This window comes from Mucilaginibacter koreensis (genome assembly GCF_054783355.1).
The window spans coordinates 954,200-966,594 of the sequence record NZ_BAAGQS010000001.1 but is presented as its reverse complement, the minus strand read 5'-3'; the positions used below and the strand labels follow the sequence as shown (position 1 = coordinate 966,594).

Below are 12,395 nucleotides of genomic sequence, written 5' to 3'. Positions count from 1 at the left end.
TTTTACCGCGGTCGGACATGGGAATTTATAATAAATGAAGTAGTCAAATTTATGAATGGGTGATTATCACCTGTTTTTGCAGCGCAAATGTAAATGAATTTGCAGCATTTTGGCAGCCGCTGTCTTCATTGTATTATCATATTCAAAACTAACTGCTCAACTGCTCGCTACTTCCCTTCAACTCTCCTTCCCACTTGCTAACTACAGCTGTAGCCATGGCATTACCTAATACATTGGTAGCCGAACGGCCCATATCCAGCAATGGGTCAATACCGATTAGTAAAGCCAAACCTGCTTCGGGTATATTAAACATGGCAATAGTGCCGGCAATAACTACCAACGATGCACGTGGTACGCCAGCCACACCCTTACTGGTGAGCATCAGTATCAGCAGCATAGATAGCTGCTGTTGAACACTTAAATGAATGCCGTATGACTGCGCCAAAAACAAAGACGCAAACGTCATGTACATCATCGAACCATCTAAATTAAATGAGTAGCCCAGGGGCAGCACAAAACTTACGATCTTGTTATTGCAGCCAAAGCGCTCCAATTCTATCAGCACCCGTGGGTAAGCCGCTTCACTGGTAGAGGTACTGAAAGCAATCAGCATCGCATCTTTAATGCTGTTTATCAGGTTGAATGCCCGGCCTTTTAAAACAGCAAAACCAGCTAATACAATCACCAGCCACAGTATCACTAAAGAGAAGTAGAACTCGCCGATGAATATAGCATAAGTAGACAAGATGCCTAAACCCTGTTTGGCCACAATAGCTGTAATTGCACCGAATACAGCCAGCGGCGCCAATTGCATTACATACCCGGTTATCTTCAGTATTACATGCGCAAAGGCATCCATGGCTTTAATTACAATTTCCCCCTTTTCGCCAATGGCTGCAGTTGCTACGCCAAAAAACAGGGCGAAAACTACAATTTGCAAAATCTCATTATTAGCCATAGATTCTACAAAGCTTTTAGGAAATACATGGCTTATAAAGTCGCGTAGTGATATAGCAGTTTTCTTAATATCAATACCTAAATGACTATCTGGCAACGGCAGGTGCATAGCTTTCCCCGGTTCAAAAAAGTTGACCAGCATCATGCCCAACAGCAACGAAACCAAAGTAGCACTCAAAAACCACAGCATGGTTTTGCCACCAATACGCCCAACCGCTTTAATATCACCTACCTTGGCTACCCCTACTACCAAAGTGGTAAACACCAGCGGCGCCACAATCATTTTAATGAGGCGTAAAAAGATATCGCTGAGAATACTAAAGCCTTCTAACTTATCTTCACGGGCAGTGTCATTCTCCTTACGTATTTTCGCCTGTTCGGTGCGAACGGCTTTTACAGTGCGGTAATCAGCAACGGTGGTATCTTTAAAATTAAGTAACTGGAGGTCGGCTTTTTTTACAGCAGCATCAGCAGTCGCTATTTTTTTATTGTAAGTTTCAATTACTGTAATGTTATAAATATAGCCTGCAATAATACCGGCCAAAAGGGCAACAAAAATGTATATGGTGAGTTTATTTCTGGTCATTAATTGGTTTTTGAAACGCTAAAGCTACAATATTTTCCTATTTTGCTGCAAAATTTGATATCCACATGAGCCAGAGCAGCTATGGTCTGCAACAAATAAAAAAGGAATTACAGCACCTGAGCACTACACAAGTAGCTGATTTATGCGTACGCCTGGCGCGATACAAAAAAGAGAATAAAGAACTGCTGGCTTACCTGATGTTCCAGGCACATGATGAGCAATCATACTTGCAGGAGGCTAAAGAAGAGAACGATACGCTTTTTCATCAACTGCCTTCGCATAGCTATAATGCTGCAAAAGCGCTTCGCAAAATATTAAAGCTTAACAATAAATACAGCAAGTTTGCCGCTTCAAAAACTTTCGAACTGGAACTGACCATTCATTTTTGCGATAAGTACCTGGAGCACGTAGACCGGCGTACCGGCTACAAACCCTTGCGTATGTTATTCATCCGGCAGATACAAAAAGCCGTTACCCTGCTGGGCAAGCTGCCGGAAGATTTGCAATATGATTACCGCGACGAATTCAACTCACTGCTTACTTCAGCCGACCAGGTATTGAGTTGGTTTAATAAAAATAATTTTTAGCGTAACAATACTGAAGTTGGCGCATCAAACCTTATATCAATTAACTGAGACCCGTGGCTGCTAAAGATGATGCCTTCAGGCAAATATTTGAAGCTAATTCAAAAAAGATTTACCGCTTGTGTTACGGTTATGCCGGCGATGAAGACGCTGCACATGACCTGTTGCAGGAAACTTTTCTGAAAGTTTGGCAAAACCTGGACAAGTTTAGAAATCAGGCTATGATTTCTACCTGGATTTATCGTATTGCGGTGAACACCTGCCTTACCTACCTGCGCAGCGAAAAGCGCCAGGCCAAGGAAGAGCTGACTCCGCAGCTGGCGGAGGTACAGCGTGAAGAGGTTTCTGAAAAAAATGAGCAGGTAGCTCTACTGTACAAGTGTATTTCGAAGCTGGAGGAATCGGAAAGGATTATTATTACTATGGTAATGGATGAAGTGCCGTACCCTGAAATTGCTGATATTTCGGGTATATCGGAAGGGAACCTGAGGGTGAAAATTTACCGCATTAAACAAAAATTAACCGACTTATATAACCACTATGAAAGACTTTAACGACTTGTTATCGGTTTGGCAGGGACAGCCCAAACAGGTAAGGCTTTCGGTGGATGATGTGCTGAAGCAAGTAAAAAAAGGAGTTAACAAGCTGAAAAGTAAAACCTTGATTGGCCTGATAGCGGTTGGCATATCTATGGCGGTCATTGTTGCTGTGGCGCTGTTTATGCCAATAAAGAGCCAGCTGACTTATATAGGGCTTGCGGTATGGATTGTAAGCTTTGCCATTGTAATTGTAATGCAGATGGGCGATTATAGAACCATTGCTACCCTGGATGCCACTACCGACCCTCCCACTTACATCAGCCATCTAAAGCTGTACAAAAAACGCAGGGCTGTAATGAATGGTCGTTTCTTTTACTATTACGCCTTGGCGGTTAGCTTCGGGGTGATGTTTTACAGTTTCGAATTTATAAGTCGCAGTTCGATTTATATTATGATTGGCTTTTACGTGGGCTGGTTAGTATACCTGGCTTTTGTATTGTTCTTTTTGAAAAAGAAACTGATAGAACGCGAGAACCGCAGGGTAGCAGATTTATTGGATCAGTTAGAGCGTTTGCAGCAGCAATTTGAGTAATGACTGATGCACAAGTTCACATTCGGCGGGTTACCGAAAAAGATATTCCCGAATTAGTGGCCATCAGCCGCCAAACATTCAGCGATGCATTCTTGCATCTCAACAACGCGGCGGATGTACAATCTTATATGGATGATACATACACGGTGTCTAATTTGCGGCAAGAGTTACAACAAGAAGGTTCTGCCTTTTATTTCGCTGAATTCGATAAACGAATTGCCGGTTACCTGAAGCTTAACACAGGCGTAGCACAAACAGAGAATGAAGCCAGCAATGCCATGGAAGTGCAGCGCATTTATGTGTACAAGGATTTTCAAGGACAACGAATTGGCGAGCGTTTAATCCAGTTTGCCATCCAACAAGCACTTGAACAACGTTGCCCCTACACTTGGCTGGGTGTTTGGGAGCATAATGTAAATGCCATCCGCTTTTATCAGCGGCAAGGCTTCGAGATATTCAGTCAGCACGATTTTCTGCTGGGGGCAGATCTGCAAACCGATTTACTGATGAAGAAAATACTGTCTTATTAGTTATTGCCAGGCAATCATCTGCACAATCTTTATCGCTTTTATACTACCAATACACATATTTTTTTGCTAAATTTGTTGGTAAATGAACGAGAATTTAAATCCTGAAAAGGAACGTTTAACCAATACGGAACGTGATATTGAAAAGGTATTACGCCCGCAGGCGTTTGAAGATTTTACCGGTCAGCACAAGATATTAGCCAACCTGAAGATATTTGTACAGGCAGCTCGCCAGCGTGGCGAGTCGCTGGACCATGTGTTATTGCATGGCCCTCCGGGATTAGGTAAAACCACGCTATCCCATATCATAGCCAACGAGATGGGTGTTGGTATTAAGATCACTTCGGGCCCGGTATTGGACAAACCCGGTGATTTGGCCGGCCTGTTGACTAACCTGGAACCCGGTGACATTTTATTTATTGATGAGATACACCGCCTGAGCCCGTTAGTAGAAGAGTATTTATATTCGGCGATGGAGGATTTTAAAATTGATATTATGCTGGAGAGCGGCCCCAATGCCCGTTCTGTGCAAATTTCATTAAATCCTTTTACGCTGGTGGGCGCTACCACCCGCTCAGGTTTACTCACCGCCCCGTTACGTGCGCGCTTTGGTATCAACTCGCGTTTAGAATATTATGATGCCAAACTGCTTACTACCATTGTAATGCGTTCGGCTGATATTTTGAGCACTCCCATTACAGATGAAGGCGCTTTTGAAATTGCCCGCCGCAGCCGTGGTACCCCGCGTATTGCCAACGCCCTGCTGCGCCGTACCCGCGATTTTGCCCAAATAAAAGGCAACGGAAAAATTGATACCGAAATTGCCCAATACGCCTTAAATGCGCTTAACGTAGATGAGCATGGCCTGGACGAAATGGACAACAAAATTTTGATGACCATCATTGAAAAATTTAAAGGCGGCCCAGTGGGTGTAAAAACCATTGCCACTGCAGTTGGTGAAGATGAAGGTACCATTGAAGAAGTGTATGAACCTTTCCTGATACAGGAAGGATATTTAATGCGCACTTCGCGGGGACGTGAAGCTACTGATAATGCCTATAAACACCTGGGCATTTTAAGAGCTGGCGGCGCACAAACGCTGTTTTAAATAAGATTAACCAGTTTTGTTATCGCGAGCACGAGTGATAGCGCAGCAACCGCTTGTTGTATAGAAGCGCAGATGCTTTTGTGCGATTGCCACGCTATCACTTGCAATGACTAAATTGGGCTATATGTTTACATTTTTACTTTTCCAATTTGCCTCAAAACTAAATAGTAGTACATTCGCAGGATAGATTTTTAACCTGTCCATTAAAAGATGTCTAAATTTATTTGTGCACTTGCCGCTGCTGCCATTGGTTTAATGGCCTGTAATTCGGGTACTACTACGGTAACTAAAACAGATAGTACCATCACAAAAACCTCTACCACCACTGCTAATGGCAGCGATGCCCCTGCACAAAAAACAGGTGGTAAAATGGCCAGCAAAGCCGAAATGATGACGCGCAAGCAGGTGCCCATCGTATGCTGGCATCAAATACGCGACTGGCGCGCCACAGATTCTAAAAGCGCTAAAGATTATATTGTACAAATAGCGGCATTCAAAGAGCATATCAAAATGCTGGCCGACAGCGGTTATCACACCATCCTGCCCGACCAGTTATATAACTACCTGGTATACGGTTCTGCACTGCCCAGCAAACCCATCATGCTCACTTTTGACGATACCGACCTCGACCAGTTTACCATCGCCAACCCTGAGCTGAAAAAATATGGCTTTAAAGGTGTTTATTTTATCATGACGGTTTCTATCGGCCGCCCGCATTACATGAATAAGGATCAGATTAAACAACTGGCAGATGAAGGTAACGCTATTGAAAGCCATACCTGGGATCACCACAATTTCAAAAAGTTTGCGGGTAAAGACTGGGAAACACAGATTGATAAACCGACTAAAAAATTAGAAGAAATTACCGGCAAGAAAATTGAATACTTTGCTTATCCCTTCGGCCTTTGGAATGAGCAGGGTTTGCCTGAACTCCATAAACGCGGCTTCAAGGCAGCTTTCCAGTTAGCCGAAAAACGTGATGCTAATGATCCGCTGATGACCATTCGCCGTATTTTGGATAGTGGCTATTGGAGCACCAAAACATTAAGCAACAGCATTAGAAACAGCTTTTAACACACCATCTAAATAAAGCAAAAAGGGATATGAGTACTTACTCATATCCCTTTTTGCATAAAACTGTAATTAGAATCTTACAGGTTTTCTCCTGATGGGCCCTGACCTTTATTAGAGGCTTGCTCTGTTGATGGTCCCGGATCGCCGTTGTCATTATCAGGCGTTACCGTTTTTACACGGGTATCATCCGGTTTATCCTGAACACCAGGTTCACTTCCTTTTTCTAATTGAGAATCTCCAGTGTTTTCGCCAATAGTGTCGTTGTGTGCACTTGCGTTATTATTATCTGTTGCTTGTTGGTCTTTCGGATCAGTTGACATAGGTATATGTATTTAGTTGTTAATAGATATTTGAATACTTGCGGTAAGAGAAATCTTACTTAGTTTCTTCTTTCTTCTCTTCTTTTTCGGTTACCCAAGCCACAGCTTGGTCTAACTCATCTAACTTAAAACCTTTGGCTTCACCCGGAATGATCAATTTGAAAGCACTGGTAAACCATTGTATGCCGCTTTGGTCGGTTACCACAGCAATTTTCTTCCATTTGGTAAAGTGTTTTAAGCCCAGTTTCACTTCATCGTACCAGGCGCCGGCAGTAAAATCAGAAATGGTATTTTCCAACACCAGCAGGTAGTTAATCTCTCCCTGGCGCTTTACCAAGTCTTCTAAACGTGGAGCCAGCACTTTATCATAGTCTTCTTTACTTACTTCGCCAATGGCGTGTATACCTACTACATGGTCGGGCAAGTCATTTATAAATTGAAGCATCGTTTTAAATATTTAAGTTTTAATTACAACGCATAATTGTACGCAGTGTTTGATGTTGAAAGTTTTAACACATGATGCCTGACAACTTGGTATTGAGTTATGCCTTAAACGTTGTGTATATTTGTATTAGTGAACATGCACAAAGCAACATACAGCCAGTTAATTAAAGAGGAGGCCAAACGCCTTGGCTTTATGTTTTGCGGTATTGCCCAAGCTGACTTTTTAGAGGAAGAAGCGCCACGGTTGGAAGCATGGCTTAAACAGGGCCGGCATGGCGAAATGCAGTACATGGAAAATTACTTCGACAAACGCCTGGACCCTCGCCTGCTGGTTGATGGTGCAAAATCGGTAATCTCATTGGCGCTCAATTATTACAATCCTCAAAAGCAAACCGATCCGCTGGCTCCTAAAATTTCTCAGTATGCTTACGGATTAGACTATCATGAAGTGATTAAAGACAAACTCAAACAACTGCTCAATTATATCCAAGACAATATTGGTGAAGTAAGCGGCCGGGCCTTTGTAGATTCAGCTCCGGTGCTCGATCGTGCCTGGGCGCAGCGTGCCGGTTTAGGCTGGGTTGGCAAAAACTCAAATTTGATTAACAAGAAATCAGGTTCCTTCTTCTTTTTGGCCGAGCTGATTGTAGACCTGGACTTAGCCTATGATATTGCCCCCACTGTAGATCACTGCGGTACTTGCACCCGTTGCATCGACGCCTGCCCTACAGACGCAATCATTGCTCCCTATGTAGTGGATGGTAGCCGTTGCATTTCCTATCTTACTATTGAGCTCAAAAATGAAATCCCTCAGGAGTTCAAAAATCAAACAGATAACTGGATGTTTGGCTGCGATGTTTGCCAAAACGTTTGCCCCTGGAACCGATTCTCCATTGCCCACCAGGAACCAGCCTTTCAACCTCATGAAGATCTTTTAGGCATGAACAGCAAGAACTGGCAAGATATTACACAAGAAGTATTTCAAAAAGTGTTCAAAAAATCGGCTGTAAAGCGTACCAAATTTGCCGGCCTGAAACGGAACATTGAGTTTTTGAGTAAATAATCAATCAATTTATTACCTTTAATTCATGACTCATCCCCGCCGGTTTATACTGTTATTATGCACATCTATGCTGTTTTTGGCCGCATGTCATTCTAAAAAAGCCATGCTGAAAGGCGAACCGGGCGAGGTGGTGAAACCGCAGGGTTTCATTGCCGAAAAATACGCAGCCCTAATGCAGGTAGACAAAAGCAGCATACAAAACGGGCGCTTGTATAATTTTATAGAGCAGTGGGCCGGTACCCCCTACCAATTTGGTGGCATGAGTAAAGATGGTATTGATTGTTCCGGATTAACCTGCTTGTTGGAGCAACAGGTTTACGGCACCACCATTCCGCGCATGACAAGCCAGCAAATACAGATAATTAAGCGCAAATACGAAGACGAATTACAGGAAGGCGATCTTGTTTTTTTCGACTTCGATGGCAAAAAGTTTAGCCATGTTGGCGTTTACCTGCAAAACGGATATGTAGTACATGCCAGCTCGAGGCGCGGTGTCATCATAGTTAACCTGCGCGACCCTTCTATGTATAAATATTTTTCGAGGGCAGGTTCTATTATGCCGGCAAATACAATGGCAGCAAAAGAATAGGATTAAAATACTGCTATTGAATAGGCTGTTGAGGGTAAATTAACTCTACTCTCAACGCCTAAACAATCAAAAAATGACATATTTTGTATTTCACAGTTGACTAAGGTTTAGAAGATCAATCTTATTATTTGAGTTTGTAAAATCTCCGTACGCTGAAATATTCACATCTTTTTACCGACCTTTGCCCGTGAGATTTACCTGATAATGAAATTAAATTTAAAACGCCCCCTGGCTTTCTTTGACCTGGAAACTACAGGAACCATGATCGGTTTAGACCGTATCGTTGAAATTGCCATCATCAAATTATTGCCTGATGGCACTGAAAAGGTAAAAGCCTGGAGAGTGAACCCTGAAATGCCCATCCCACTGGAAACCTCATTGATTCATGGCATTTATGACGATGATATTGCTGATGCACCTGTATTTAAAACAATAGCTCCTGAAGTAGCCGCATTTTTAGAGGGCTGCGACCTGGCCGGGTATAACTCCAATAAGTTTGATATACCGATGCTGCTGGAAGAATTTTTGCGCACTAATGAGCCGTTTGAGATTGAAGGCCGACACTTTGTAGATGTGCAGAATATTTTTCACCAGATGGAACAGCGTACGCTTAAGGCCGCCTATAAATTTTACTGCGAAAAGGACATTAAAAATGCCCATACCGCCGAGGCTGATACCCGCGCCACCATGGAAGTGTTTTTAGCACAATTGCAACGCTACGAAAACATTGAGTGGGAAGACCGCCAGGGTAACCGCAGCGTACCGGTAGTTAATGATGTGGAAGCGCTGCACCATTTTAGCAATATGCACCGCACTGTTGATTTCGCAGGCCGCATGGTATACAATGATAAAAACGAAGAGGTATTTAACTTTGGTAAGCACAAAGGCAAATTGGTAACTGATGTATTTGACATTGAGCCAGCCTATTTTGGCTGGATGATGAACGGCGATTTTTCCTTATACACCAAACGCAAGCTGGCCGAAGTGCACGACCGCTGGCTGGCCAACCGTGGCGACAGCCGTCCGGCCAAACCTGCCCAACAGCAAAATCAACACAACAAGCCGCATTTCAAAAACAACCATCACCAAAATCAGGGTAAACCGCAACAAGGTGGCAAGCCACATCATCAGCACAATAAGCCATTTAAAAAACGTGATGAAGAGCCCGCCAAGCCTGTGAACGAAGATATGTTGCAAATGCTGGCCAATAAATTCAAAAAAGGATAAGATATAAAAATGTCATTCTGAGCCATAACGAAGAACCTGTACTTAAGTTAATAAATGTATAGATTCTTCGCAACTGCTCAGAATGACATCGTTTGTTTACCCTTTAATTAGCCGCTGTATTTCATCCAGCTTCATTAAGGCTTCAACTGGCGTAAGGGTGTTTACATCCAGATTATTCAGGGTATCGCGTATTTTAACCAGCACCGGGTCGTCTATCGAGAACATTTGCAGTTGTACCGCTTGTTTCTGTACTTTCTTGATACTGTCTTTGATGTTCTCTCCGCCTGAGCGCTCGGCTTCCAGTTTCTTCAAAATGTCATTTGCCCGGCTCAGTACTTTCTGCGGCATACCGGCCAGTTTGGCCACATGTATACCAAAACTATGCTCACTACCACCCGGCACCAATTTGCGCAGAAAGATGATTTGCTGCCCAATTTCCTTCACTGTAACATTGTAATTTTTGATGCGGTTGAAGGTATTGCTTAATTCATTCAGCTCATGATAGTGCGTAGCAAACAGCGTTTTAGCTTTGGCTTGCGGGTGATTATGCAAATATTCGGCAATGGCCCAGGCTATTGAGATGCCATCATAAGTAGAAGTACCCCGGCCAATCTCGTCCAGCAAAATTAAACTTCGATCTGAGACATTGTTTAAAATACTGGCCGTCTCGTTCATTTCCACCATAAAGGTTGACTCGCCCGATGATAAGTTATCCGATGCGCCCACACGGGTAAAAATCTTATCTACCAGGCCTATTCTCGCTTCTTTAGCCGGCACATAACAGCCCATTTGCGCCATTAGCACCATTAAACCGGTTTGCCGTAGTAATGCTGATTTACCTGCCATGTTAGGACCGGTAATAATGATGATCTGCTGGCTGTCCGAATCCAAGAAAACATCATTGGTGATATACTCCTCGCCCACTGGCAACGTCTTTTCAATCACCGGATGCCGGCCACCTTTGATATCGATAATTCGTTCTTCGGTAATCTCCGGTTTTGTATAATAATTGCGGATGGAAATGGTAGCAAAATTTAATAGCACATCCAACCGGGCGATGAGCTGGGCATTCAATTGTATCGGTTTAATGTACTCAGCAAGCGCATAAAGCAGGTCGTTGTATAAACGGGTTTCCAATGCCAGAATTTTCTCTTCAGCGCCTAAAATCTGCTCCTCATATTCCTTAAGTTCGGGGGTAATGTACCGTTCGGCGTTTACCAGCGTTTGCTTGCGTATCCATTCGGTAGGTACTTTATCACGGTGGGCATGAGTTACTTCCAGGTAATAACCGAAAACATTATTGAATGCCACTTTGAGTGAAGGTATATCTGTATGCTCTGCTTCGCGCTTTTGTATCTCAATCAGGTAATCTTTACCGCCAAAGGCAATCTTACGCAGGCGGTCCAGTTCCTCATCTATACCCGAAGCCATTACACCGCCCTTGGCAATTAACACCGGCGGCTCGGCATTCAGTTCTTTGCCGATTTTATCGCAAATGAATGTACATGGATTTAATTGGCTGCCAATTGCCTTGAGCGACTGATTATCCGCCGCCTCACATACGTGCTTAATATTTTCAATGGCGGTAAGCGCCTTACGCAATTGGCAAACCTCACGTGGATTAGCTTTCTGCAAGCTGATTTTTGAAATCAGCCTTTCTAAATCACCGATTTGCCTGATGCAGGCCTGCAGTTCATTACGCAGGTCTTCATTTTCAATCAGGTGTTGTACCACACTTAGCCGGTCTTGTATAGGCTTCATGTCTTTAAGCGGCATTACAATCCAGCGGCGCAGCAGGCGGGCGCCCATGGGCGAGCAGGTTTCATCCAGTACATCAACCAGGGTGCGGGCATTTTCGTTGGCAGAGCCCACCAATTCGAGGTTACGGATGCTAAAGCGGTCCAACCACAAATAGTTTTCTTCCTCTATCCTACTAATGGCGCTGATGTGCTGCAGGTTGCGATGCTCAGTTTCGTTAAGATAGTGCAAAGCTACCCCTGCGGCCATAACGCCCAAACTCAGCTTTTCAATGCCAAAACCTTTGAGTGACTTTACCCCGAAATGCTTTAGCAAGGTTTCTTCGGCATAATCACCACTGTAAGGCCATTCATCCAGCGGATAACTGTAATAGCGGTCGCCAAACAGATCTGCAAACTCCTGGCGGCGGCTTTTAGGGTATACCACTTCGCTCGGTGTAAAACTTTGCAGCAATTTATCGATATATGCTATGTTGCCCTGAGCGGTTAAAAACTCGCCGGTAGATACATCCACCAAAGCCAAACCCAGGCTGGTTTTCTCAAAATACAGCGAGGCTAGGTAATTATTGCTTTTTTGCTGAAGGATGGTATCGTTAATGGCTACGCCTGGCGTTACCAGCTCGGTTACGCCACGCTTAACGATAGTTTTGGTGGCCTTAGGGTCTTCGAGCTGGTCGCAGATGGCTACACGCTGACCGGCACGTACCAGTTTGGGCAAATAGGTTTCGAGCGAATGATGCGGGAAGCCAGCCAGTTCATTGTTTACCGAGCCGTTATTGCGCTTAGTGAGCACAATGCCCAATATTCGCGAAGCCTTGATGGCATCCTCGCCAAAGGTTTCGTAAAAATCGCCCACGCGGAACAACAACAGTGCACCAGGATATTTCACCTTGATTTGGTTGTACTGCTGCATTAGCGGCGTTTCTTTGGTGGCAGTCTTGCTCAAAGCCTTTTGCTCCTTATCTGTTTAATTTTGAAAACGTAAATTTAAGCTTTTAAGCAACTCATTTGCGCGGGTGTGGATAAAT

13 protein-coding genes are annotated in these 12,395 nt (G+C 43.8%); 9 read left to right on the top strand and 4 right to left on the bottom strand.

The window, feature by feature from the left end:
- Positions 1-148 precede the first annotated feature (148 nt).
- A complete protein-coding gene (locus tag ACYVNW_RS04225) occupies positions 149-1,543 on the bottom strand; it encodes a dicarboxylate/amino acid:cation symporter (RefSeq protein WP_460678595.1) in 1,395 nt (464 codons plus the stop codon).
- Between the two features lie 65 nt (positions 1,544-1,608).
- Here ACYVNW_RS04225 and ACYVNW_RS04220 point away from each other — a divergent pair, with 65 nt between their 5' ends.
- From ACYVNW_RS04220 to ACYVNW_RS04195, 6 genes are all read left to right on the top strand, one after another.
- Positions 1,609-2,130, top strand: coding sequence for a hypothetical protein (locus tag ACYVNW_RS04220; RefSeq protein WP_460678594.1), 522 nt, complete (start codon positions 1,609-1,611; stop codon positions 2,128-2,130).
- Positions 2,131-2,183: 53 nt separating this feature from the next.
- Positions 2,184-2,681 (top strand): RNA polymerase sigma factor, encoded by a 498-nt coding sequence (locus tag ACYVNW_RS04215; protein WP_460678593.1) that lies wholly within the window; start codon positions 2,184-2,186, stop codon positions 2,679-2,681.
- Positions 2,668-3,258, top strand: a complete 591-nt coding sequence (locus ACYVNW_RS04210; protein ID WP_460678592.1) for a hypothetical protein — start codon at positions 2,668-2,670, stop codon at positions 3,256-3,258. Before ACYVNW_RS04215 ends, ACYVNW_RS04210 begins: the two co-directional genes overlap by 14 nt.
- Entirely contained in the window at positions 3,258-3,788 is a 531-nt protein-coding gene (locus tag ACYVNW_RS04205) for a GNAT family N-acetyltransferase (protein WP_460678591.1), read from the top strand. Before ACYVNW_RS04210 ends, ACYVNW_RS04205 begins: the two co-directional genes overlap by 1 nt.
- Positions 3,789-3,870: 82 nt before the next feature.
- Entirely contained in the window at positions 3,871-4,893 is a 1,023-nt protein-coding gene (gene ruvB / locus ACYVNW_RS04200) for a Holliday junction branch migration DNA helicase RuvB (RefSeq protein WP_460678590.1), read from the top strand.
- Positions 4,894-5,103: 210 nt separating this feature from the next.
- Positions 5,104-5,967: a polysaccharide deacetylase family protein gene (locus ACYVNW_RS04195; RefSeq protein WP_460678589.1), complete on the top strand. Its 864-nt coding sequence runs from the start codon at positions 5,104-5,106 to the stop codon at positions 5,965-5,967.
- A gap of 77 nt (positions 5,968-6,044) precedes the next feature.
- Here ACYVNW_RS04195 and ACYVNW_RS04190 read toward each other — a convergent pair whose 3' ends face one another.
- Together ACYVNW_RS04190 and ACYVNW_RS04185 are read right to left on the bottom strand one after the other, a co-directional pair.
- The gene (locus tag ACYVNW_RS04190) at positions 6,045-6,287 is read right to left on the bottom strand and encodes a hypothetical protein (protein ID WP_460678588.1); all 243 of its coding nucleotides are present in this window, start codon (positions 6,285-6,287) and stop codon (positions 6,045-6,047) included.
- Positions 6,288-6,342: 55 nt separating this feature from the next.
- Entirely contained in the window at positions 6,343-6,732 is a 390-nt protein-coding gene (locus ACYVNW_RS04185) for a SpoIIAA family protein (protein ID WP_460678587.1), read from the bottom strand.
- Between the two features lie 135 nt (positions 6,733-6,867).
- Between ACYVNW_RS04185 and queG the strand changes: the two genes are divergently transcribed.
- From queG to ACYVNW_RS04170, 3 genes are all read left to right on the top strand, one after another.
- On the top strand, positions 6,868-7,794 hold the full coding sequence (gene queG / locus ACYVNW_RS04180) for a tRNA epoxyqueuosine(34) reductase QueG (RefSeq protein WP_460678586.1): 927 nt from the start codon (positions 6,868-6,870) through the stop codon (positions 7,792-7,794).
- 25 nt (positions 7,795-7,819) lie between these two features.
- Positions 7,820-8,383 carry a C40 family peptidase gene (locus tag ACYVNW_RS04175; protein WP_460678585.1) on the top strand — a complete coding sequence of 188 codons (564 nt, stop codon included), beginning with the start codon at positions 7,820-7,822 and terminating at the stop codon, positions 8,381-8,383.
- Between the two features lie 204 nt (positions 8,384-8,587).
- Positions 8,588-9,610, top strand: a complete 1,023-nt coding sequence (locus tag ACYVNW_RS04170; RefSeq protein ID WP_460678584.1) for an exonuclease domain-containing protein — start codon at positions 8,588-8,590, stop codon at positions 9,608-9,610.
- A 96-nt stretch (positions 9,611-9,706) separates the two neighbouring features.
- Here ACYVNW_RS04170 and mutS read toward each other — a convergent pair whose 3' ends face one another.
- A complete protein-coding gene (gene mutS / locus ACYVNW_RS04165; RefSeq protein WP_460678583.1) occupies positions 9,707-12,313 on the bottom strand; it encodes a DNA mismatch repair protein MutS in 2,607 nt (868 codons plus the stop codon).
- Between the last annotated feature and the right edge of the window lie 82 nt (positions 12,314-12,395).

Coding starts and splice junctions, on each gene's coding strand:
- ACYVNW_RS04225 (WP_460678595.1), bottom strand. CDS start 1,543: ATGACCAGAAATAAACTCACCATATACATTTTTGTTGCCCTTTTGGCC.
- ACYVNW_RS04220 (WP_460678594.1), top strand. CDS start 1,609: ATGAGCCAGAGCAGCTATGGTCTGCAACAAATAAAAAAGGAATTACAG.
- ACYVNW_RS04210 (WP_460678592.1), top strand. CDS start 2,668: ATGAAAGACTTTAACGACTTGTTATCGGTTTGGCAGGGACAGCCCAAA.
- ACYVNW_RS04205 (WP_460678591.1), top strand. CDS start 3,258: ATGACTGATGCACAAGTTCACATTCGGCGGGTTACCGAAAAAGATATT.
- ruvB (WP_460678590.1), top strand. CDS start 3,871: ATGAACGAGAATTTAAATCCTGAAAAGGAACGTTTAACCAATACGGAA.
- ACYVNW_RS04195 (WP_460678589.1), top strand. CDS start 5,104: ATGTCTAAATTTATTTGTGCACTTGCCGCTGCTGCCATTGGTTTAATG.
- ACYVNW_RS04190 (WP_460678588.1), bottom strand. CDS start 6,287: ATGTCAACTGATCCGAAAGACCAACAAGCAACAGATAATAATAACGCA.
- ACYVNW_RS04185 (WP_460678587.1), bottom strand. CDS start 6,732: ATGCTTCAATTTATAAATGACTTGCCCGACCATGTAGTAGGTATACAC.
- queG (WP_460678586.1), top strand. CDS start 6,868: ATGCACAAAGCAACATACAGCCAGTTAATTAAAGAGGAGGCCAAACGC.
- ACYVNW_RS04175 (WP_460678585.1), top strand. CDS start 7,820: ATGACTCATCCCCGCCGGTTTATACTGTTATTATGCACATCTATGCTG.
- ACYVNW_RS04170 (WP_460678584.1), top strand. CDS start 8,588: ATGAAATTAAATTTAAAACGCCCCCTGGCTTTCTTTGACCTGGAAACT.